The 22,659-nt window shown below is 50.0% G+C and carries 22 protein-coding genes and 1 pseudogene; 18 read left to right on the top strand and 5 right to left on the bottom strand.

Going from position 1 to position 22,659, the window contains the following annotated elements:
- Positions 1-41 precede the first annotated feature (41 nt).
- Positions 42-815, top strand: coding sequence for an exodeoxyribonuclease III (xth, locus tag P2W84_RS07160; protein WP_276089435.1), 774 nt, complete (start codon positions 42-44; stop codon positions 813-815).
- Positions 816-901: 86 nt separating this feature from the next.
- Here xth and P2W84_RS07155 read toward each other — a convergent pair whose 3' ends face one another.
- Complete coding sequence (locus P2W84_RS07155) at positions 902-1,267, bottom strand: DUF3127 domain-containing protein (RefSeq protein WP_276089434.1); 366 nt, start codon at positions 1,265-1,267, stop codon at positions 902-904.
- Between the two features lie 72 nt (positions 1,268-1,339).
- Between P2W84_RS07155 and P2W84_RS07150 the strand changes: the two genes are divergently transcribed.
- The 8 genes from P2W84_RS07150 (at position 1,340) to P2W84_RS07115 (ending at position 8,590) form a co-directional block, all read left to right on the top strand.
- The gene (locus P2W84_RS07150) at positions 1,340-2,527 is read left to right on the top strand and encodes a class I SAM-dependent RNA methyltransferase (protein ID WP_276089433.1); all 1,188 of its coding nucleotides are present in this window, start codon (positions 1,340-1,342) and stop codon (positions 2,525-2,527) included.
- Between the two features lie 55 nt (positions 2,528-2,582).
- The gene (locus tag P2W84_RS07145) at positions 2,583-2,858 is read left to right on the top strand and encodes a helix-turn-helix transcriptional regulator (protein ID WP_276089432.1); all 276 of its coding nucleotides are present in this window, start codon (positions 2,583-2,585) and stop codon (positions 2,856-2,858) included.
- A 30-nt stretch (positions 2,859-2,888) separates the two neighbouring features.
- Positions 2,889-3,542, top strand: a complete 654-nt coding sequence (locus tag P2W84_RS07140) for an HD domain-containing protein (RefSeq protein WP_276089431.1) — start codon at positions 2,889-2,891, stop codon at positions 3,540-3,542.
- Between the two features lie 69 nt (positions 3,543-3,611).
- Positions 3,612-4,874, top strand: coding sequence for a putative DNA modification/repair radical SAM protein (locus P2W84_RS07135; protein ID WP_276089430.1), 1,263 nt, complete (start codon positions 3,612-3,614; stop codon positions 4,872-4,874).
- A gap of 7 nt (positions 4,875-4,881) precedes the next feature.
- Complete coding sequence (locus P2W84_RS07130) at positions 4,882-5,730, top strand: TIGR03915 family putative DNA repair protein (RefSeq protein ID WP_276089429.1); 849 nt, start codon at positions 4,882-4,884, stop codon at positions 5,728-5,730.
- Positions 5,731-5,793: 63 nt separating this feature from the next.
- Positions 5,794-6,819 carry an ATP-binding protein gene (locus P2W84_RS07125; protein ID WP_276089428.1) on the top strand — a complete coding sequence of 342 codons (1,026 nt, stop codon included), beginning with the start codon at positions 5,794-5,796 and terminating at the stop codon, positions 6,817-6,819.
- Positions 6,820-6,923: 104 nt separating this feature from the next.
- Positions 6,924-7,565: a DUF47 family protein gene (locus P2W84_RS07120; protein ID WP_276089427.1), complete on the top strand. Its 642-nt coding sequence runs from the start codon at positions 6,924-6,926 to the stop codon at positions 7,563-7,565.
- A gap of 14 nt (positions 7,566-7,579) precedes the next feature.
- Positions 7,580-8,590: an inorganic phosphate transporter gene (locus P2W84_RS07115; protein WP_276089426.1), complete on the top strand. Its 1,011-nt coding sequence runs from the start codon at positions 7,580-7,582 to the stop codon at positions 8,588-8,590.
- Between the two features lie 45 nt (positions 8,591-8,635).
- Here the strand turns inward: P2W84_RS07115 and P2W84_RS07110 are convergent, their stop codons facing one another.
- Complete coding sequence (locus tag P2W84_RS07110) at positions 8,636-9,955, bottom strand: carboxypeptidase-like regulatory domain-containing protein (protein WP_276089425.1); 1,320 nt, start codon at positions 9,953-9,955, stop codon at positions 8,636-8,638.
- A complete protein-coding gene (locus tag P2W84_RS07105) occupies positions 9,948-10,526 on the bottom strand; it encodes a sigma-70 family RNA polymerase sigma factor (protein WP_276089424.1) in 579 nt (192 codons plus the stop codon). The genes P2W84_RS07110 and P2W84_RS07105 overlap by 8 nt, the downstream gene beginning before the upstream one ends.
- A 100-nt stretch (positions 10,527-10,626) precedes the next feature.
- Between P2W84_RS07105 and P2W84_RS07100 the strand changes: the two genes are divergently transcribed.
- From P2W84_RS07100 to P2W84_RS07065, 8 genes and pseudogenes are all read left to right on the top strand, one after another.
- A complete protein-coding gene (locus P2W84_RS07100) occupies positions 10,627-12,540 on the top strand; it encodes a von Willebrand factor type A domain-containing protein (protein ID WP_276089423.1) in 1,914 nt (637 codons plus the stop codon).
- Positions 12,527-13,258: a DUF4197 domain-containing protein gene (locus P2W84_RS07095; protein ID WP_276089422.1), complete on the top strand. Its 732-nt coding sequence runs from the start codon at positions 12,527-12,529 to the stop codon at positions 13,256-13,258. The genes P2W84_RS07100 and P2W84_RS07095 overlap by 14 nt, the downstream gene beginning before the upstream one ends.
- A 73-nt stretch (positions 13,259-13,331) precedes the next feature.
- The gene (locus tag P2W84_RS07090; RefSeq protein WP_276089421.1) at positions 13,332-14,183 is read left to right on the top strand and encodes a M23 family metallopeptidase; all 852 of its coding nucleotides are present in this window, start codon (positions 13,332-13,334) and stop codon (positions 14,181-14,183) included.
- A 50-nt stretch (positions 14,184-14,233) separates the two neighbouring features.
- Positions 14,234-15,346 (top strand): annotated as a pseudogene (locus P2W84_RS07085) (DEAD/DEAH box helicase); the annotation flags it as partial.
- A gap of 393 nt (positions 15,347-15,739) precedes the next feature.
- The gene (locus P2W84_RS07080) at positions 15,740-17,020 is read left to right on the top strand and encodes a replication-associated recombination protein A (protein ID WP_276089420.1); all 1,281 of its coding nucleotides are present in this window, start codon (positions 15,740-15,742) and stop codon (positions 17,018-17,020) included.
- Positions 17,021-17,027: 7 nt separating this feature from the next.
- A complete protein-coding gene (locus P2W84_RS07075) occupies positions 17,028-18,506 on the top strand; it encodes a DUF5687 family protein (RefSeq protein WP_276089419.1) in 1,479 nt (492 codons plus the stop codon).
- The gene (locus P2W84_RS07070) at positions 18,503-19,198 is read left to right on the top strand and encodes an ABC transporter ATP-binding protein (protein WP_276089418.1); all 696 of its coding nucleotides are present in this window, start codon (positions 18,503-18,505) and stop codon (positions 19,196-19,198) included. The genes P2W84_RS07075 and P2W84_RS07070 overlap by 4 nt, the downstream gene beginning before the upstream one ends.
- A 121-nt stretch (positions 19,199-19,319) precedes the next feature.
- Complete coding sequence (locus P2W84_RS07065) at positions 19,320-20,000, top strand: OmpA family protein (RefSeq protein ID WP_276089417.1); 681 nt, start codon at positions 19,320-19,322, stop codon at positions 19,998-20,000.
- 129 nt (positions 20,001-20,129) lie between these two features.
- Here P2W84_RS07065 and P2W84_RS07060 read toward each other — a convergent pair whose 3' ends face one another.
- Positions 20,130-20,477, bottom strand: coding sequence for a hypothetical protein (locus P2W84_RS07060; protein ID WP_276089416.1), 348 nt, complete (start codon positions 20,475-20,477; stop codon positions 20,130-20,132).
- Between the two features lie 136 nt (positions 20,478-20,613).
- On the opposite strand from P2W84_RS07060, the gene P2W84_RS07055 reads away from it, so the two are divergent.
- Entirely contained in the window at positions 20,614-21,624 is a 1,011-nt protein-coding gene (locus tag P2W84_RS07055) for a Gfo/Idh/MocA family oxidoreductase (RefSeq protein ID WP_276089415.1), read from the top strand.
- A gap of 7 nt (positions 21,625-21,631) precedes the next feature.
- Here the strand turns inward: P2W84_RS07055 and P2W84_RS07050 are convergent, their stop codons facing one another.
- Positions 21,632-22,618, bottom strand: a complete 987-nt coding sequence (locus P2W84_RS07050; protein ID WP_276089414.1) for an alpha/beta hydrolase — start codon at positions 22,616-22,618, stop codon at positions 21,632-21,634.
- Positions 22,619-22,659 lie beyond the last annotated feature (41 nt).

The raw sequence follows: 22,659 nt of genomic DNA, 5'->3' as shown, positions 1-22,659 counted from the left end.
CGCGGCCGGCAACAAACCATGCAGACGATTGTTTATTGTTCATGAAGATCGCAACATATAACGTCAATGGCATCAACGGAAGGCTGCCTGTACTGCTGCGCTGGCTGGCGGAAGCTGAGCCGGATATTGTCTGCCTGCAGGAGCTGAAGGCACCCCAGGAAAAATTTCCGCTGGAGGCCATTCAAAATGCGGGCTACCAGGCCATCTGGCATGGGCAGAAGAGCTGGAACGGGGTCGCCATACTCACCAGGGGCACAGCAGGCAGAGAGATCTGCAGGGGCCTCCCGGGGGATGAGGAGGATATCCAAAGCCGGTATCTCGAAGTATTCACTGCAGACCTCCTGATCTGCTGTCTCTACCTGCCTAACGGCAACCCGGCACCGGGGCCTAAGTTTGAATACAAGCTGAAATGGTTTGAAAGGCTCAGCCGGCATGCGGAGGGGCTGTTGAAAAAAGGCCTTCCGGTCGTATTGACCGGGGATTTCAACGTCATGCCGACAGATATGGATGTGTACAAACCGGAACGCTGGGTAGATGATGCGCTTTTCCGGCCGGAGACGCGCGCGGCCTTTGCCGGATTGATGGGCCAGGGCTGGACTGACGCTATCCGCACCCTGTATCCCGGTCAGAAGATCTATACTTTCTGGGATTATTTCCGCAATGCCTATGGACGGGACGCAGGTCTTCGGATCGACCACTTCCTGCTCAGCCCTGCGGTTGCCGGGCGGCTGCGCTCGGGCGGCGTAGACAAGCATGTACGCGGCTGGGAAAAGACCAGTGATCATGCACCGGTATGGATTGAGCTTGAGCCCTGAACTACGCAAAAAAGCGCATGAAAAAAGCCGCTCCGGGCTATGGAACGGCTTGGGTTAATTTGTTTATTTAAAAAAGACGGTTGTGCTTAGAAAGGAAGATCGTCATCCTCGCCTGCGGTAGCGCTAAGGTCTGCCGGAGGTGCATACTGAGGCGTCGGGGCCGCCACGGTATTGGCCAGGCTATTGATACGCCATACCACGAGGCTATTGAAATAAGAGGTCTTACCTGTTTTGTCTGTCCAGGGACGTCCGCGGAGGTTAAAGGAAACTTCTACCTGGTCGCCAGGCTTCAGGCTGTCAAACAGCGCGGTCTTGTCTTGTAACGCCTCAAATCTGATGTATTCAGGATATGTCGGGTTCTCTGCATATTCAATGATAAGGTCGCGTTTCTTAAACGTTTCGCTCACCTGCTGTAAAGCTCCGATCTCGTGCACTTTTCCTTTAATTTCCATATCGTTATACTGTTTAATCTTAGTAAAGGATCAAATCTCTATATTTTTATTGATAACTTTGCGGTTTCACATATGCAAGTTTTCCACAACAGATCCAGGGTAATCATCACCTGTAATAAGCGGCTCTCTCCTTACCTTCAGCAGGAAATACAAGAGCTGGGCCATGACCCCGTGCGTGTTTTTCCAACAGGCACAGAGCTGAATATCACCCTGACGGAATGCATCAGGCTAAACCTCAACCTGCGCTGCGCCAGCCAGATCCTTTACAGTCTGAAAACCTTTAAGGCGGAGGGGCCGGAGGAGCTGTATCAACAGCTGAACGCCATGCCCTGGGAAGAGCTGATCGATTTTACCGGGTATTTCTCGGTAACGTCCAATGTGGATAATCCAAACATAACGACTCCACTGTTTGCCAACCTGAAGGTAAAAGATGCCATCGTGGACCGGATCAAGGACAAAAAAGGCATCAGGCCAAACTCCGGCTCGGACGTCAATAAGGCGGTGGTGCACCTGTACTGGAAGGGCAGCGAGGCGGAGGTTTTCCTGGACACCTCGGGCGAGACGCTGGCGAAGCATGGCTACCGGAAGATACCGGGCAAGGCGCCGATGCTGGAAGCCCTGGCTTCAGCTGTGGTGCTGAGCAGCCAGTGGGACCGGAAATCACCTTTTGTAAACCCGATGTGCGGTTCAGGTACGCTGGCCATAGAGGCCGCACTGATCGCGACCAACCGCAGGCCGGGACTGTACCGGATGAACTATGCCTTCATGCATATCCTGGGTTACGATGAGCAGGTGTTCTTTGAAGAGCGCAGACGGTTGAAAGACCAGGTGGTCAAAAATGCAGACCTGCAGATCGTCGCCTCGGACATTTCTGCCGATGCGGTTGAGGTGGCACGAAAAAATGCAAAGACGGCGGGTGTAGACGGACTGATTACTTTCGAAGTCTGCGATTTTGCAGAGACCCCTGTTCCGGAAACCGGCAAGGGTGTAGTGGTCTTCAATCCCGAATATGGAGAGCGACTCGGCGTACACTCCAAACTGGAGCTGACCTACAGCCGTATGGGCGATTTTATGAAACAGGCATGCAAGGGTTATTTTGGCTATATCTTTACCGGCAATCCGGACCTGGCTAAAAAAATCGGGCTGAAGGCTTCCAGAAAAATCGAATTTTATAACGGAAAACTCGATTGCCGTATGCTGGAATATGAATTGTACGATGGCAGCAGAAGACCCGAAAGAAAAATTTTAGGTGACTCATAAATCCAAGCGGATTTTCTCTTCGTATATGCCCGATTAAGGGGAATTAAGAACCATTATGAAAGATATTATCCGTGAAAAGGCCAGATTGGCAGCAATAAACATCAGGAAAACAAGGGAATTCAAAGGCTATACACAGGATTATCTGGCGGCCAAGATCGGAATTTCGCAAAACGCCTATAGCAAGATAGAATTGGGCTATAGTAAAATCTCCATTGACAGGTTGTTTGAGATATCCATACTGCTTGGTGTGGATGCTACCGCATTGATCTCGACGCCTACGGCCGAACTGCTGCACTCGCTGTCTGAAAAAGTAACATTGGAAGAAGCTTAGCCTGACCGGATTTAGGCTATCTTTGCCGTCATGGATACGGAACAGATTACAGCGGAAACCATCCGTTTTGTAAAAGCGCAGCTGGCGGGGGCCGAAGCGGGTCACGACTGGTTTCATATTGAGCGCGTTTACCGGAACGCCATGGCCATTAATAAGATCGAAAAAGGGGATATCCTGACCATTTCGCTCGCAGCTTTGCTGCATGACATTGCAGACAGCAAGTTCCATGACGGCGACGAAGAACTGGGGCCTTCGATCGCTGCCGGATTCATGGAGGGCGCAGGCGTGAATGAAGCAACGGCTGCGCACGTGGTTCAGATCATCCGCAACATGAGCTATAAGGCCAGCCTGGGCCAGCTGACTTTCTCTTCAAGGGAGATGGATGTGGTGCAGGATGCCGACCGGCTGGATGCGATCGGAGCGATCGGTATTGCCCGGGCCTTCACTTATGGAGGTTATAAGAACAGGGTGCTCTACGATCCTTCTGTACCGCCCAAACCGGACATGAGCAAGGAAGCGTATAAAGCAGCCACCAACCCTACCCTAAACCATTTTTACGAAAAGCTGCTGCTGCTGAAGGACCTGATGAAGACAGCAACTGGCCGGGAGATTGCAGAAGAGCGGCATGCGTTTATGGAACAATACCTGGAACAGTTCTATGCGGAGTGGAACACTTTCAGGTAAACAGGCAAGCCTGGAAAACAAGCAAAAATAATTAGCAATATTTACTATATTTGTTAGCAAACAAGGTTTATGACAAATATAGACAGACTGACTAAGAAACTCGACATACTGGCTGATGCCGCCAAATATGATGTTTCCTGTTCATCAAGCGGCAGCAACCGTAAGAATGCCGGCGGAGGGCTGGGCAACGGCCATAAATCGGGCATATGCCATACCTATACAGAAGACGGGCGCTGCGTATCGCTGCTGAAAATCCTGCTGACAAACCATTGTATCTTCGATTGTGCATATTGCGTTTCACGCAGGAGCAATGACATTGAACGGGCAGCTTTTACGGTTGATGAAGTGGTGTCGCTGACGATCAATTTTTACCGCAGAAACTATATCGAGGGACTGTTTCTGAGTTCAGGGATTTTCAAGGATGCTGATTTTACCATGGAGCGTTTGCTGAGGGTCGTGAAGAAGCTGCGACTGGAAGAGAACTTCAACGGATACATTCACCTGAAGACCATACCCGGAGCCAGTGACGAACTGACCCGGGAAGCAGGGCTTTACGCGGACCGGATGAGCATCAACCTGGAAATGCCTACCGAAAGCGGACTGAAGCTGCTGGCCCCGGAAAAAAGCCACGCAGATGTAGAACGCCCCCTGGGCTTTGTAAAAGATGAGATTGTCCGGTTTAAGGAAGAAAGGGCACTGATCAAAAGCGTACCGAAGTTTGTACCTGCAGGGCAGAGCACACAGATGGTGATCGGGGCTACTCCGGAAACAGATATGGAGATCATGCGTACGGCAGACCGCTTTTACAGGGATTTTTCGCTGAAACGGGTTTATTATTCGGGCTATGTGCCCATCAGTATGGACAACCGGCTGCCGCGGATCGGTTCGCAGCCGCCCCTGATCAGGGAGAACAGGCTATATCAAACAGACTGGCTGATGCGCTTTTATGGCTTTCATGTCAACGAACTGCTGAATGAGTCTAATCCGCACCTGGATATCGATATAGACCCCAAACTGGGCTGGGCGCTTCGAAACCTGCAGTTTTTTCCGGTCGACGTGAATACAGCTGCATACCGGCAGATCTTAAGGGTGCCGGGCATTGGCGTGAGCTCTGCAAAGAAGATCGTACAGGCCCGGCAGTTTGGCCGCCTGCGGATTGACCAGCTGAAGAAAATGGGCGTGGCCTATAACCGGGCCAGGTTTTTTATCCGCTGCGCGGACGGTCCATACCAGCTAAAGGATTACCAGCATACGCAGATCAAGTCGTTCATTCTGGCGGAGAGCGAGAGTAAATACCTGAAGAGCAGCGTACAGCAACTGGCTTTGTTTTGAGAAGACGATGAAGATATACCTTATTGACGGCAGCCTGGAGAGCATTCTTTGCGCAGTATTTGAGTGGTTTGAGCGCAAGCCGGGTAAGGTACGGCTGGTAAGGCAGAGCGAATACCGGCCAGATGCCTTTTCCGAAATACTGAAAATCGTTAACCGCAGGGATAGCGCAGACCGGGTATGGAAGGGGCTCAAGAATAAATTGCCAGCGGTATGGATGCGTCGCTTCTATTGCACCTTTCTTTCGGAATTGCCGGAAGCCCCGCAGTTGCTGTTTGATTTTGCCTGTTATATTTTCAGCGCAGGAAAGGGAACGGGCGGGAAAAACACGGCAGCAGCGCACGCGTACAGGGCTAATGATCCGGAAAACAATTATGGACATCCTGCGGTACTGGGGATTGCGCAGGTCGCGGTGAAAGTAGAGCGGGAGAAGCACAGGATGGAGGCGTTTATCCGTTTTAAGCAGCTGCAGAATGACAGGCAGGAAGCACAAAAGGGGGCCATGCACAGCAGGGATGGCCTGTACTACTGCGTGATCGAGCCGGACTTTAACGTGATTCCGCTGATCGCAAAGCATTTCAGGGACAGGTATGCCGACCAGTGCTGGCTGATCTACGATCTGCGGAGACATTATGGCATACATTATGACCTGCAAAATACACAAGAGGTGTCACTGGACCGCGAGGCGGAACGCGGACTGCTGAAGCAGGCCGGAACTTCTGCCCCTGAAGCGGAAACACAACATACAGAATTGTGGCGGCACTATTTCAGGAGCACAAATATCAAAGCCCGGAAAAACACAAAACTCTTTATGCGCCATGTACCTAAAAGATACTGGCGCTACCTTACGGAAATTTAAATTTATCTTGTAAATTGCCCTTAACATCCTGAAATTAAAAGCGCAATCTATTTTATTAAGAAGATGAAACTAAGTGTACTGGTACTTATTGCGGCCTTAGCCGTGGGCCTTTCGATCGGCCTGGTCAACTTTTACTTCCAGCACAGCTGGTATTGGGGTGCAGTCACCTTCGGGGTGGCCTTTGCTTCGGCGTTTGTGATCTTCTATTACCTTCTGGAAAAATACATTTACTCAAAGATTGTCCTGATCTATAAACTGATCCACAACCTGAAACTGGGTAAGGACCTGAAAGACGCACTTGGCGAGTATGTGAGTTCCGATCCGATCAATGACGTAGAACAGGAAGTAAAAGAATGGGCGGTAGCAAAAAAAAGCGAGATCGATGTGCTGAAAAAGCAGGAACAGTTCAGAAGAGAATTTCTCTCAAACGTATCACATGAGTTCAAGACCCCGCTGTTTGCGATACAAGGTTATATAGACACTTTGCAGGATTGTATTGCAGACGACCCCGATTCGGCGGCCAAGTTCCTGAAAAAGGCTGCGGACAATGTGGAAAGACTGAGCTACCTGATCAACGACCTGGACGCAATCGCCAAGCTGGAATCGGGAGAAGTGCCGATCAATTATGTAAAATTTGATTTCGTGGGCCTGGCCAGAGAGGTGATGGAAATGCTGGAGGACAAGGCGAAGGCGAAGGACATCAAGCTGTTCTTTAAGGAAAAATATACGCATCCGGCCCTCGTAAAAGCCGACCGGGAGAAGATCAGGCAGGTAATGATCAACCTGCTGGAGAACTCGCTGAAGTATGGTAAGCCGGGAGGCGCTACAGCGATCAAGATATTTGAACTTCACGACCAGTACCTGGTGGAAGTGACCGATGACGGGATCGGTATTGACGAGAAACACCTTCCCCGCCTTTTTGAGCGCTTTTATCGTATCGATACGCACCGGTCGAGACAGGAAGGCGGCACAGGCCTGGGGCTGGCTATTGTAAAGCATATCCTTGAAGCGCATCAGCAGATTATCTCGGTCAGGAGTACCCTCCAGATCGGCTCTACCTTCGCCTTTACTTTGCAAAAAGCGAGCTAAGCACAGAAAAGCCAGGCTAAGCAGCTGATGTTAAGCGAAAAACTTAACAGTTAACACTAACTTAACATTGCACTCATACTTTTGTAGCACTATATATACGAAAGATGAATAGCATTTTTAAGTTCTTCACACCAAGAGACAAAAAATTTCAACCGCTGTTTGAACAGGCGGGGAGCAATGTATTGAAGATCGCTGAGGCCCTGCTGCAGGCACTTTCGGCTACTGACCCTGAAAAAAGAAAGGAATACATTAAGGAAGTAGAGCGCCTGGAGCACGTAGGGGACGACATCACCCATTCTATCTTCCTGGAACTGAGCAAGAACTTCATTACCCCATTTGACAGGGAAGACATTCATGCGCTGGCCAGTGCAGTTGACGATATCGCCGATTACATCCACGCTTCGGCAAGCAATATAGAACTTTATAACCTCACCGTAATAAGCGACCCGATGATCAAACTGGCGGAACTGCTGGTGGAAATGTGCACAGACCTTGAAAAGGCGATCAAGGAACTGCGCAGTTTCAAAAACATCCGCGTGATCGCCGATGCCTGTGTAAGGATCAACAGCGGCGAGAACCAGGCGGATTATGCCTGCAACCTTGCCATTGCGCGCCTGTTTGAATTTGAGACCAATGCGATCGAACTGATCAAACAGAAAGAAGTACTCCAGACACTGGAGCTTGCTACAGATAAATGTGAAGATGCCGCCAATGTGCTGGAATCTATTTTGGTGAAGAACGCATAATAAACCTCTATAAAATGGTAAGTACCTTATTGATTGTTGTTATTGTCCTGGCGATCGCCTTTGATTATATCAATGGCTTTCATGATGCGGCCAATTCTATTGCAACGATCGTCTCTACAAAAGTACTGTCACCTTTCCAGGCTGTGCTCTGGGCGGCGGCTTTTAACTTTGCTGCATACTTTTACTTTACGGACCACAAAGTGGCCAACACGATCGCAAAGACCGTGGTGGAAAACTTCATCACCCTGGAGGTGATCCTGGCCGGCCTGCTGGCTGCGATTATCTGGAACCTGTTTACCTGGTGGTTTGGCATTCCGTCAAGTTCTTCACATACGCTGATCGGCGGTTTTGCGGGTGCGGGTATGGCGAAAGCCGTAACCCTGGGCCAGAGTGTGCTTTCCGCCATTAACCTGGGTCCGATCATCAAAGTGGTTTCCTTTATCGTACTGGCACCGGTAATTGGTATGCTGATATCGGTGATCATCTCGATCATCATCCTGCATCTTTTCCGATATGCCAGGCCTTCGGTGGCTGAAAAATGGTTCAAGCGCCTGCAACTGGTTTCTTCTGCTGCCCTGAGCTTTGCCCACGGCGGTAATGACGCGCAGAAAGTAATGGGTATCATCTATGTAGCCATGGTGGCTGCCAACGTGCTGCATACTGGTGACGCGATGCCGGAGTGGATCCCGATCTCCTGCTACGGTGCCATTGCACTGGGCACCATGAGCGGTGGCTGGAAGATCGTGAAAACCATGGGTTCAAAGATCACCAAGGTAAATGCCTTTGAAGGCGTTGCTGCTGAATCTGCCGGTGCGGTAACCCTGGGCATTACCGAGCATTTCGGTATCCCGGTTTCAACTACGCATACCATTACGGGCTCTATTGTAGGCGTAGGTTTGCTGAAAAGGGTTTCTGCTGTGCGCTGGGGCGTAACGGTAAGCCTGCTTTGGGCCTGGGTGCTGACCATACCGGTTTCGGCTACCCTTGCGGGCATCGTATTCAGCATTATCCACCTGTTCTTTTAACTGAAGGATCTTCGTAACTGATCCGAAGAAACGGACTTTGTCCGCTCAAAACTGTAAAACAAGATTGACTTCATCATGGGCCTTGTCTGCAACCTTCCAGCCTGGCCCGTTTTTGATGAGCCTGACCAGCTCGGCATCATACATTTCTGAAACGCCCCTGATCACGGTAATGTTTACCGGTCTACCTCCGCTGATACTGAAATGTACCTCCGCAGTACTCCCCTTCTTCGCCTGACCGGCAAAACGGTTGGCCCGGACCAGGTAAGCTTTGTATTTGTCCATTCCCGAGCTTGGCTGAGGGATTTTATCGCCTGGTGCACCGGTATTGTTCCGGATATTCAGTCCAGCAACCTTACCTTGTAAAAGCTGCTCTACATGAGCGACCGGCACATCCTGCACGTCCTTTGCCGATGCGACAAGCGACTGGCCTGCGGGCGGAGCTGCCAACCGTTTCTGATAACCCTGGATGACCGTCTCATTGAGATTGTTCCTGGTTTCCCTTAAAGAAGCCACCATATTATTTCCGATGACCGGGAAAACCTGTGTGGTGTAGCCGGTATAGCTAAGGGTCAGTTTTTCAGTATTCTCGGGAACAGAAACCTGATAATTTCCCTCGCTGTCTGTCTGGCCTACGCCCTTGGGAGGCGTACCGGCAAAAATACCGGCACCGGCAAGTGGCTGCCCTGTCTCCGCATCGAGCACTCTTCCGGTAAGTATCCGGTAGCCGGGTACCTTGTTATTGGCGGACGCAATGTCTTGTTCGACGGCAATGGCCGATGCCGCAACGGGTTGCGCCTCATCTGCCTTACCTGCGCTGTCCTGAGCAGTGCGCTCTGCCGGCACGGGCACCGCTTCGGTAATATAGATCTGAGCCTTAGGTTTAGGGGCCGCTGCTGCCGTCTGTTCAATCGGACCGCTATCGGCGGTCTTCCGTGCGGCAACCTGTCCGGCGGTTGACAATACACTGTCTGCAGCAGATACCCTGGGGGCCAGGCTCACATCAACCTGTTTAGGTTGCCTTTGCTGTCTGGCCAGAGATTCCTGGTAATTCGACTGCCTCATCCAGAAGATCACACCTGCGGAAATGAACACCACAGCAGCCGAGGCGGCAATACTGAGCCGCTGCCAGGTAATGATCCTGGTTTTCCTCTCCTGTTCTTTTCCTTCAATGCGTTCCTGCAACTGTTGTTGCAGGAGGGAAAGGGATTCGAGCGAACGCTTCGGAGATGCACTGAGTCCCTCCAAAGCCTGGGCCACAAAGGGATCCTCAAGGGCCTGCCGTTCTACCCGGTTCATGGATTTCGCATCCAGCTTACCGTCGAGATAGTCCTCTAATACCGCTATGTCTAACCAGTCCTTATTCACCGCTGTTCCTTTCCATGCATATTTTTAGGTTACGCTTGCCATTCTGTATATAACTCTTCACCTTCGTCATCTCATAACCCGTTATTTCCGAGACTTCCTTATAACACTTCTCCTGCAGGTAAAACAAATCGACACTGGCGCGCTGTTCCTCAGAAAGTGTTTCCATACACTTTTCCATGACACTGAGCCTTCTTTCTTTTGCATCGTCGACATCAAGATGCACAAAATCCATATTTTCCACAAAAGAATCTTCCAGTGCAACAGTGTGGTGTCTTGTAGCCTTTCTGAGCGCCATCAGGCAGTGGTTACGGGTAAGGACATGGAGCCAGCTTTTGAAATTCTGCACGTCATGGAGCCGGAGTTTGGTGATGAGCTCTTCGAATATCTGCATGACCGCATCCTTGCTCTGTTCTTCGTCTTTAAAGTAATTAAGGCAAACCCCGAATACCAGGTGCATATACCTGTTGTACAGTGCGCCTAATACTTCAAGGCTGCCACTTTGTTTATAGCTGGCCACGAGTTCTGCATCGGTCTGTTCCGTTGTATGGCTTTTTTGCTTAATGAACTTCAAGGATAAGCGGGAGTTTTTCTCAAGTATAGAAATATTTTTTGATATGGCTATGGAATTTCTGTACGGCACACATCATTTGAGCAACCAAAACGCAAAAACCATGAAACAGTTTATCCTACCGTTTTTAATTCTGCTGATCTGCACTGCTTTCAGGATATCTGCAGAAGAAACAATGACCATTACCGGAAAAGTGACGGATGCGGCTACCGGGCAAGGGCTTGCAGGCGTATCCATCTTCGCAGGCATGCCACCCAAAGGCGCGGGGCACACCAAACCTGACGGCACTTATAAGATTGCTGTACCGGCCGGCACGAAGCGGCTGATATTTAGTTATGTGGGCTATCAGTCCCGTACTCTGGAAATCAACGGTATCGTCATTAACGTAGCGCTGTCAGCATCAAAAAACACGATAAACGAAACAGTCATCAGAGGCTACCAGAAGCGGACGGGAAACCCCTTTGCCGCAATGGCAACCGGTACAACGGATGTTCCTGTTGCAAATGTAGAACAGTTGCTGCAGGGTAAGGTGGCAGGACTAAACCTGCAAAATAATGAATCTTATACGGGCATTAATGAAAATTCGTTTAAAACAGCATTAACACACCCGCTTTCTACCTTTTCTGTCGACGTGGATGCTGCCTCTTACAGCAACCTGAGACGGTTCATCAATAACGGTGGCCTCCCGCCTGCTGATGCGGTACGCATCGAAGAAATGGTCAATTATTTTGACTATGAATACCCGCAGCCAAAGGGAAATGACCCGGTAAGTATCTGCACAGAAGTTGCTGACGCTCCCTGGAATACCCGCCACAAACTGGTAAGGATTGGATTGCAGGGCAAAAAGGTTCCCACAGACCGTTTGCCCGCATCCAATCTGGTATTCCTGATCGACGTTTCCGGTTCCATGAACTATTATAATAAACTGCCCCTGCTGGTCTCATCGTTTAAAATGCTGACGGGGCAACTGAGGCGGGAAGACAGGGTAGCGATCGTCGTCTATGCAGGCAATGCCGGCCTGGTGCTTCCCTCCACGCCTGGCAATGAGAAAATGCAGATCAAAGACGCATTGAACAGGCTGAGCGCCGGCGGCTCTACTGCCGGGGGGCAGGGGATAGAACTGGCCTATAAAGTCGCGGCACAGCACTTCATCAAAGAAGGCAATAACCGGGTAATCCTGGCGACCGACGGCGACTTTAACGTCGGGGCAAGCAGCGACAGGGATATGGAACAACTGATCGAAAGTAAGCGAAAAAGCGGGATATTCCTGACTGTTCTGGGCTTCGGCATGGGCAATTACAAGGACAGCAAAATGGAAGTCCTGGCTGATAAGGGTAATGGAAACTATGCTTACATTGATAACATCAGCGAGGCCAGGAAGGTGCTGGTCAATGAATTTGGCGGCACGTTGTTTACCATTGCCAAGGATGTAAAGCTGCAGGTAGAATTTAACCCGGCTAAGGTACAGGCCTACCGGCTGGTCGGCTATGAGAACCGGATGCTGAAAGCCCGGGATTTCAACGACGACACTAAAGATGCAGGGGAAATGGGTGCCGGACATACAGTCACCGCCTTTTACGAGGTGATCCCCGTAGGGGTTAAAAGCAGCTTTTCGGAAAGCGTGGATCCGTTGAAATACCAGCGGTCACCGGAGAAGGCCGTAAAACTGACCGGCAATACCGAGCTGATGACCGTTAAACTACGTTACAAAGAGCCGGATGGCGATGTGAGCAAGTTGATGCAGCAGACCGTCGCAGACAGGGGAACCTCCTTTGCGCAGGCTTCTGAAAACTTCCGTTTTGCGGCAGCAGTAGCCGAATTTGGGCTGCTGTTGAAACAGTCTCCCTTCAAACAAAACGCCAGTTTTGATCATGTGATCAGTGCTGCTTCGGCCGCACTGGGCAGAGATCGTGAGGGTTACCGCGCAGAATTTGTCAAACTGGCCAGATCGGCAGGGATTATGGCCAGGGATTTGCTTACTTTTGAGCAAACCGAAAAACGGAATGAAAAAGATTAATATCTGTTTACTCGCGCTGGGCCTGATGGTTTTTGGCGGATGTGATGTACAGAGCCAGGCCCAGCTTGGAAAAATACTGAGCCAGATACCGGGAGGAGACCCAACAACTGCGGAGATCGGGCAAGGCCTGAAACAGGCCCTCGAAATCGGCACTGCCGCGGGTGCAGACCGGCTGTCGGCAAAGGATGGATTTCTGGGCAACCTTGCCGTGAAGATCCTGTTCCCTCCCGAGGCGCAGAAAGTGGAGCAGACATTGAGGAGCATTGGCCTGGGCTCATTAGCCGATAATGTAGTTACCAGTCTGAACAGGGCTGCGGAAGATGCGGCAAAAGAGGCCAAACCGATCTTTATCTCTGCGATTAAACAGATGACGATTGCCGATGCGATGAATATCCTGCTGGGAGATAAGGACGCGGCGACACAATATTTCAAACGTGTAACCACAAGCCAGCTGACAGAAAAATTCAAGCCAGTGATCTCGGCCAGTCTGGGCAAGGTGGGCGCGACCAGATACTGGGGCGACGCTGCGGCTGCTTACAATAAAATCCCGCTCGTAAAACCGGTGACAACCGACCTTTCAGCCTACGTAACCCAAAAGGCAATTGATGGTATGTTCCTACAGGTGGCCCAGGAAGAGCTGAACATCCGCAATAATATCGGCGCCAGGTCTACGACGCTGTTGCAAAAGGTCTTTGGCTACGCAGACAGAAAACGTTAGATTTCATGAAGGACTTTTATATGAAACCTAAAATCATATATTTGTAACTCAAGGATTTCTAACTCTTAAACCAATGGCAAGGAAACTGGAAAAAACCACCATTATCTTTGTAAACAAAAACCAGAGTTCAGGCAGACCGATACAAGTACCCGCAGGTATCGTCACCCACTGGAAAAAATATCTGGCGGCTATTGCCGCCATCTTTGTCGTCCTGATAGGGACTATTCTTTACCTGACTTACAGCAAGGCTTCGGTAGAACTTTCCAATGATCAGCTGGTGCGGGAACTGCACAAACAGCGTAAGCAGCCTGTTACTGAGCAAACCAACGACCTGGATACTTCCGCGATCAAAAAATATTACCAGTCCATAGACCGCAAACTAATGGTGATCAACAGATACCTGAAGGCCCGCGGCATCCGGCAGATCATTCCCAATGTAGGCGGTGAGGAAGAAAAAGAAACCCTTTCGGCAAAAGAAGCCGGTGAATTTTATGATGCCCACCTGGATAAAATGATCGACTATGTTGCCTTTACTCCTATGGGTTATCCTCATTTCGGCAGGATCACATCGGGCTTCGGCCACCGGGAAAATCCGTTCACAGGCGAAAGCGTGGAGCGGCACAAGGGACTGGACATTAAGGGGCGGAAAGGCGAAATCGTCAGGAGTACAGCGAGCGGAAAAGTAGTTGTGGCAGGCCGCAAAGGCGGCTATGGCAACTGCATCGTGATCAGGCACGCCAATGGTTTCGAAACCTATTATGGCCACTTGTCAAAGATTCTGGTGAGGAACGGACAGCGGGTAAGCGCCGGCGACCGTATCGGCAAGATCGGCTCCACCGGACGCTCTACCGGCCCGCACCTGCACTATGAGGTTCACCGTTACGGTAAAGTAATCAATCCCAGGTCTTTTTTAGTACTCGAATAAATGTGCAAAAACCTTACTTTTACCAATGCTAACTATTATTAAAAGCAAAATTGGATTTTAAAGACTTTAATTTCAACACAGACCTTTATGAAGGCCTGCAGGCGATGGGATTTCGCAACGCTACACCGGTCCAGCAGCAAGCTATACCACTCATACTGGAAAACAAAGACCTGATTGCCTGTGCGCAGACAGGGACAGGGAAAACAGGCGCATACCTCCTTCCGGTAATGAATAAGATCATCGGCACTCCGGAACGGCACAACAATACGCTGATACTGGCCCCGACAAGGGAGCTGGCCCAGCAGATCGACCTGCAGGTCGAGGCACTTTCCTACTTTACAAACATCAGCTCATTGACGGTATACGGCGGTGGGGACGGAATTACTTACGATCAGCAGAAAAATTCGATGCGCGACGGTGTGGACATCATCATTGCGACCCCCGGGCGCCTGATCTCTCACCTTTCTTCAGGTACGCTGAAACTGGACAAATTGCAGCACCTGATCCTGGATGAAGCAGACCGGATGCTGGACATGGGTTTTTACGACGACATCATGCGTATTGTGAGCTACCTGCCAAAGGAGCGTCAGACCGTCATGTTTTCGGCAACTATGCCTCCCAAGATCAGAAAACTGGCCTCCAGCCTGCTGAACCATCCGGAACAGATCAATATTGCAATTTCCAAACCTGCCGAGGGGATCAGCCAGCAGGTCTACATGATCCACGATGAGCAAAAAGTAGCCTTGCTGAAGGATTTACTGAAAAATGGCGGCTACAAAAGCATTATTATATTCGCATCGACCAAAGACAAGGTGAAGAACCTGGGTCGTGTATTGAGGGGACTGCACCTGAAAGCAGAGGCTTTTCACTCTGACCTGGGACAAAAGGAACGGGAAGCGATCTTATTGCAGTTTAAAAACAAGAACTTGCCCATCCTGATCGGAACTGACGTACTGAGCCGGGGGATAGACGTGGAAGGTATTGATCTGGTGATCAATTTTGATGCGCCGCATGATCCTGAAGATTATGTGCACCGGATCGGCCGGACCGCACGTGCCGCAACTAAAGGCACAGCGATTACCCTTGTAAACCCCAGGGACAAACGTAAACTGGCCAACATCGAGAAACTGATCGAAAAACAAATTGAACGCATGCCGCTGCCCGGGCACCTGAAGCCCGCCGAAGGTGGAGCCGCCGGTCAGGCTCCCGAAGAAGGCACTGAGACGCGCACTAGGAATAAGAAAAACCAGAAGGGAAAGCACAATGGCAATACTGGCGACCGGACTAAAAACGGGCAGCCGGCTGCAGCTGAAGCCGTAACTGGCGTGAGTGCTCCGAAAGCTGATAAAACCGGTCCGGTTACGGAAAACGGTCCTGACGGAGAAACCGGGGAAGCAAATGCGGCACCTAAAAAGAAGAAGCCTTTCTGGAAGCGAAAGAAAGCAAAGGGCGGTAATGGAGAACAGCCGGATAATATCGCAACGGAACGGCCTGGAATTACAACAGCCGGACAATAAGGTTAGCATATCAGAAAGGGGTTTTGTATCTTTACTTTTATGCAGAACCTTCCACCCTTAGCTGAACGGATGCGTCCGGAAAGCCTCGATGAGTATGTCGGGCAACAGCATCTTGTAGGGCCGGACGCTGTGCTGAGGAAAGCAATACAGAGCGGGCAATTGCCTTCAATGATCTTCTGGGGCCCTCCGGGGGTGGGCAAGACCACACTCGCCTATATCATTTCCAAAACCCTGGACCGTCCGTTCTTTAACCTGAGCGCGATCAATTCAGGGGTAAAGGATGTAAGAGAAGTGATCGAAAAGGCCGCTCAGTTGAAGGACAGCCTGCTGGGCCTCCCGATACTGTTCATTGACGAGATCCACAGGTTCAGCAAATCACAGCAGGACAGCTTACTGGGTGCAGTGGAACGCGGATTGGTCACGCTTATCGGCGCCACTACCGAGAACCCTTCCTTTGAAGTTATCTCGGCCTTGCTTTCCCGTTGCCAGGTATATATACTCAAAGGCCTTACTGAAGAAGAACTGACAGGCCTGCTGCAAACGGCAATTGCGGAAGATGAAGTCCTTAAGAAAATGCACATCAAAATTGAGGAGCATGAGGCGCTGATCAGGCTGTCCGGAGGGGATGCACGCAAACTGCTCAACGTACTGGAAATTGTCATTAATGGGATCGGCGGTGAAAAGATCGTACTGACAAATGAAAATGTACTGGCCCATGCGCAGCAGAACATGGCCTTATACGACAAGGCCGGGGAACAGCACTACGACATTATTTCGGCTTTCATCAAATCGATCAGGGGAAGTGACCCCAATGCAGCCGTATATTGGCTCGCGAGGATGATCGAAGGCGGTGAAGACCCCTTATTTATTGCGCGGAGGTTGCTGATCCTGGCCTCGGAAGATGTCGGTAATGCCAATCCGAATGCTTTGCTGCTGGCCAACAACTGTTTCCAGGCGGTGAATGTGATCGGGTTCCCCGAAGCAAGGATCATCCTGGCACAGACCGTAACCTACCTGGCCTCTTCTGCCAAGAGCAATGCCGCTTATGAAGCGATCAACAGGGCTCAGGCACTGGTGCGGCAAACGGGCGACCTTCCGGTACCGCTGCACATCAGGAATGCACCGACCAAACTGATGAAGAAAATCGGATACGGTAGGGATTATCAGTATGCGCATGGCTTTGAAGGTAATTTTTCGGAACAGGAATACTTTCCGGATAGTTTAAGCGGCACCAAGCTTTACGACCCGGGCAGGAACCCCGCCGAAGACAAGATGCGGGAAAAGCTGAGACAAAACTGGAAAAACAAATACAACTACTGATATCGCTATGCTCTTTACTTTTTTAGACCACCAATGGAAAGCTTTCTGGAGATCAAGGAATAAAGGCGGCACCATCGCCGCCCAGATTTTTATGGGGCTGATGGTGCTCTATCTGCTTGCTGTAGCCATTGTACTCGGCTTTATGCTGGAGGTGATGGCAAAGCATATCTTTCCCGGAAAAGATGTAATGCTGGTATACAACGGGTTGATCCTGTATTATTTTGCCATTGATTTTGTGATGCGGATGCAGCTGCAGGACCTGCCGACGCTGAGTATCGTCCCGTACCTGCACCTGAACATACCCAGGCAAAAGCTGGTGAACTTTCTGAATGTAAGGGCCATTTTCTCCGCCTTCAACCTCTTCCCACTGATCCTGTTCCTCCCGTTCTGCCTGACATCGGTAGCAGATACCTTTGGCACTACGGTAGCCCTGATGTATGCATTGTCCATTCTGAGTCTCTGTATCTTCAACAACTACTTTGCATTATACATCAAGAGGCTGACAACAGATTATGTTTACCTCATTTTCGGCGTGATCGGTATAATTGCGGCCATCGGGTTACTGGAATACTTCAAGGTCTTTTCGATTTCAGCAGGTTCAAACGCTGTATTTACCGCCATTGCCCGGCGACCTTATATCGCCCTGGGTTTTCCGCTGCTGGCCGCACTGGTGTTCCTGCTCAATGCACAATACCTGAAAAACCACTTGTATACGGAAGAACTCAGGGGTAACAAGGAAAAGAAGGCCGCGACGGATTATCCCTTTCTGGACAGTTTCGGTGAGGTGGGGGCCCTGGCTGCACTGGAGCTGAAACTGATCCTGCGGCATAAACGCCCTAAGTCGGCACTGGTAGTCAGCCTTTTCTTTATGCTTTATGGCCTGCTCTTTTACAAACGTCCGCTGCTGGAACAGGATAATTTCGGAATGATGCTTTTTGCAGCTACCTTCATGACCGGGAGCAGCATCAGCATTTACGGGCAGTTTATGTTCGGCTGGCAGGGCGCCCATTTTGACGGGCTATTGGCCAATAAGGTCGATATGAGGAAATTCATTCAGGCCAAGTTCCTCTTGTTTACCATTGCCGCGACATTGATCACGTTAATGGTGAGCCTGTACGGACTGATGAGCTGGAAAATCCTCTGCATACAACTGGCAACTTACCTGTACAATATTGGCCTGGGTACCGTGATCGTGCTTTATTTTGCGACGAGGAATTACAAGGCGATCGATCTTTCGAAAAGCGCCGGTTTCAACTACCAGGGCGTAGGGGCAAGCCAGTTTGTACTGATGCTGCCTTATTTTCTGATACCGTACCTGTTCTACATCCCCTTTGCAAAGGCAGGCATGCCCTACTGGGGCCTTTTCAGCCTTGGCGCAGCAGGCCTGATATCGCTGCTGGCCAGAAATTTCTGGATAGATTTTATCCTCCGTGCTTTTCAAAAAAGAAGATATACCATTGCCTCCGGCTTCAGAGAAATATCATGATAGAAATTAACGAACTTAAGAAAGTTTACGGCAACAGGACCGTAGTAGATATTCCGTCACTCACCATTCATAAGGGTGAGACAATAGGGCTTGTCGGCAATAACGGAGCAGGAAAAACAACACTTTTCAGGATGATCCTGGACCTGATCCGGCCAGATAACGGCGAAGTACGCTCCAAGGGTGAAAATGTAGCTTCCGGATCGGCCTGGAAGGAATATACGGCCTCTTACCTGGATGAAGGTTTCCTGATCGATTACCTGACCGCGGAGGAGTACTTCCTGTTCATCGGCAGTCTGCATAAAATGGGGCCTGCTGACGTAGGAGAATACCTGAAACAGTATGAGGAGTTCTTTAACGGTGAGATCCTGAACCGGGGAAAGTACATCCGGGATTTCAGCAAGGGAAACCAGAACAAAGTGGGTATTGCCGCAGGCCTCATGCAAAAACCGGAGTTACTGATCCTTGATGAGCCTTTTGCTAATCTCGACCCGACTACCCAGATCAGACTCAAGGCCCTGCTCAAATCGCTCAAGGCAGACAGCAATCTCACCACGCTGATCTCGAGCCACGACCTAAACCATGTGACAGATGTCTGTGACCGCATCATTCTGCTGGAAAAAGGACATGTGATCAAGGACTTTATGAAAGATGAAAATACTTTAAGGGAACTGGAAGCCTATTTTTCAGCGTAAAATTGTCCTGATTTCTGGTCACCAGGCTTTCTGAGCGCAATGCTGTAACGATTTTAAGACAGTCAGTCAAAACTGGCATCAGGTTTGCCCTAGAGGTTTTGCATATAAAATAAGTAGTGTTATGATGACTTCTAAATTTAAAATAGCAACTTTCAGTGTGGCCATGGCAATCGGCGCGATGGCTTTCCAGGGATGTGACAGCATGACAAAAACACAAAAAGGTGCAGGCATTGGCGCAGCTACCGGTGGTGTGATCGGTGCCATCATCGGAAAAAAAGCAGGTAATACTGCAGTTGGCGCTATTATCGGTGCTGCTGTGGGTGGTACTGCCGGTGGTTTCATCGGAAAGCGCATGGATAAACAGGCTGCCGAAATTCAGACTGCAATTCCTAACGCAGAAGTGATCCGTGAGGGTGAAGGTATCATTGTAAAATTTGACAGCGGTATCCTTTTCGGTTTCGATAAATCTGATCTTACAGAGCAGGCCAAAGCCAATGTGAAGTCACTGGCCGGTTCCCTTAACCAATATCCCGGAACTGACATCAAAATCATCGGGCATACCGACAACAAAGGTACCGAGTCGTATAACCAGGGTCTTTCGCAAAGGAGAGCTGCTGCGGTGAAAGCTTATGCCGTTGCTCAGGGTGTACCGGCTTCACGCCTGATCACGATAGGCAAGGGTTTCTCTGAACCGATCGCGGACAATTCAACTGACGAAGGCCGTGCGGCTAACCGCAGGGTTGAGGTGGTTATCGTAGCTAACGATACCCTGAAAAAGGAAGCACAGCAGCAGGGAAAATAATCAGCACATTTACATCTACCTATAAAACGAGAACCCGGAATATCTCTGATATTTCGGGTCTTTTATTTTACCGGGTTTCCGTTTTTTAATGATTTTCCGGACCGGCAGCGGAGCACTTGCCCGTCAGCCTTACTGTTCGTAAATATCCTCGAAATATTGTATCGCAAGTGATTTCAACAAAAGCTCCTGCTCCATAAGTGCATAAGAAGGAACCGGCTTGATCAGTTTCCAGTGGGGCCAGCCATCCTGATCCAGTCCTTCCAGTTCGTAGAAGCCCATTTCACTCAACAGCCTGCAGGTGGCGATATGCATCAGCTCTTCCTTCTGCCGCTTGCTGAACCTGCCCGGGCCCTTCCCCAGTTCCTGCACCCCGATGAGAAAGAGTACGACTTTAAGGTCGGGCGCTTCGCTGTCGAACGCTGCTGCGATCCTTTCCTGCAGCTGCTTCCATCTTGCATGTATTTCGGCTGGTTTCATTCCTGCAAAGATACGGTTCAGGGGTAATCTTTATTGCATTTAGTTTCAGGCTTTAGTAATGGATTTGCTATTTTTAGCAAATGATTCTGCCCCGGGCGGTTTCTGCTGAGCAATAACCCATCACTAACAAAACAAAATGAGACAAATTATAACCGGTATTATGGCTTACGGTATGTCGGGAAGGGTCTTTCATGCCCCCTTTGTACATGCACATCCCGGACTGAAACTTCATGCCGTTACGGAAAGGACCAGAAAAGCTGCAGCCATCGATTACCCCGGCGTGATCAGCTATGATACGATTGACGACATCATTGCTGACGAGGCCATTGAACTGATGATCATCAATACGCCTAACTATACCCATTATGAGTATGCGGCGCGCTCGCTGAAGGCTGGAAAACATATCCTGGTGGAGAAGCCCTTTACGGCTACCTCGGCGGAAGCAAAGGAGCTGTTTGCCCTGGCTGAAAGTGTGGGCAGGAAGATCTTTTTCTATCAAAACCGGCGGTGGGATACCGACTATAATGTAGTAAAGGACGTCATCGAAAGCGGAAGATTAGGCAAGTTGAGTGAGGTGCATTTCCGTTATGACCGTTACCGTGCATCTATCGGCCCCAAAGTATTCAAGGAAGAACCTTATGCCGCAAGTGGTCTGATGTATGACCTGGCACCGCACCTGCTTGACCAGGCGATCAGCATTTTTGGCACGCCCCTGTCCTTTTATAAAGTACTCGGCAAAAACCGCAGGGACACTAAGGTAGATGATTATTTTTCCATTCACCTGAGTTACCCGGACAGCGTAAATGTTTTTGTACATGCAAATCTGTTACTGGTGGATCCGCTGCCGGCATTTGTAGTGAATGGCGCATCGGGTACGTTACATAAGAACCGATCCGATATACAGGAGGAACAACTGCTTGCCGGCATGAAGCTGGACAACCCGGCATATGGAATCGAAGCACCTGGGAATGAAGGAAAACTGACCCTTATTGACGAAGAAGGGAACAGGACTGTAGAATACCTGCCTTCGAGGCGCGGCAACTACCTGCCCTTATTTGAGGCCGTATACCAAAGTATTGTAAATGATGTACCTTACCCGGTAACACAGGCGCAGGTTCTCGCTCAGCTGGAAATCCTGGAGGCTTAAACAAAAGCTACAGGCTCCCGAGCAACGCTACATTAAACTCTGCCGGTATCTCTATGTGCGGAATATGCCCGCAGGCATCGAACTCGATAAGCTTTGCCCCTGGTATTTTAGCCGCTGTTTGTTTACCCAGCAATTTATACTGTCCGTAGATGGCTTGCTGATCGGGGCTTAATAATGCTTTGCCGACGATGGTCTTGTCTTCTTTTCCGATAAACAGGACTGTGGGAACCCGCACATTATAGAATTCGTAGACAACGGGCTGTTCATAGATCATGGTATAGGTCATTGCGGCTACCCTTGCCCACCTGGGAAAATCAGCACTGGTAGTCACACCGCCTGCTATCCTGACCAGTTCTTCATACTCGGCCTTCCAGTAGGTGAAGTAAGAAGACTGGTAATATTTACGGATGCTTTCAGCGGTAGTTCTCAGTTCCGTGCGGTAGTGTTCTTCAGTGGTCGCATACGGAATGAACCTGCGGTAATCTTCCAGTCCTATCGGGTTTTCGAGCAAAAGTTTTTCCGTAGTTTCAGGGTACATCAGTGCAAACCTGGTGGCCAGCATTCCGCCCATGGAGTGGCCAAGCACGCTGGCCTTTGATATCTTCAGGGTATCCAGCAGGGCCTTGCTCCACCTGGCCATCTGGTGAAAGCTATAGTGGATGAAGGGCTTAGATGACTTTCCGAAACCGATCTGGTCTGGTACAAGGACACGGAAGCCCCGGCTGCTTAATGATTTGATCACAGAAGTCCAGTAATAGCCTCCAAAGTTCTTGCCGTGAAAAAGCATGACCGTGCGGCCATTGGGCCTGGCCGGTGCGATATCCATATAGGCCATTCTAAGGTCCTGGCCTTCCGTGTGTATCGGATAATAGCTGACCGGATACGGATATTTTACACCATCAAGCGTTATGGACAGCGTGTCTGCTTTTTGTGCAAAGAGCACCTGGGAAGTGCTCCACAAGAGGATAAATGCTACTGCTATTCTTTTGAACATAGGTTAGATTTTAGGGTCAGCAACAAAGGTGATGCTGACCC

Source organism: Pedobacter sp. JY14-1, assembly GCF_029269825.1.
Taxonomy (GTDB): Bacteria; Bacteroidota; Bacteroidia; order Sphingobacteriales; family Sphingobacteriaceae; genus Pedobacter.
Note: the sequence above shows the minus strand (reverse complement) of the source record. Positions and strands in the feature narration are given on the sequence as shown.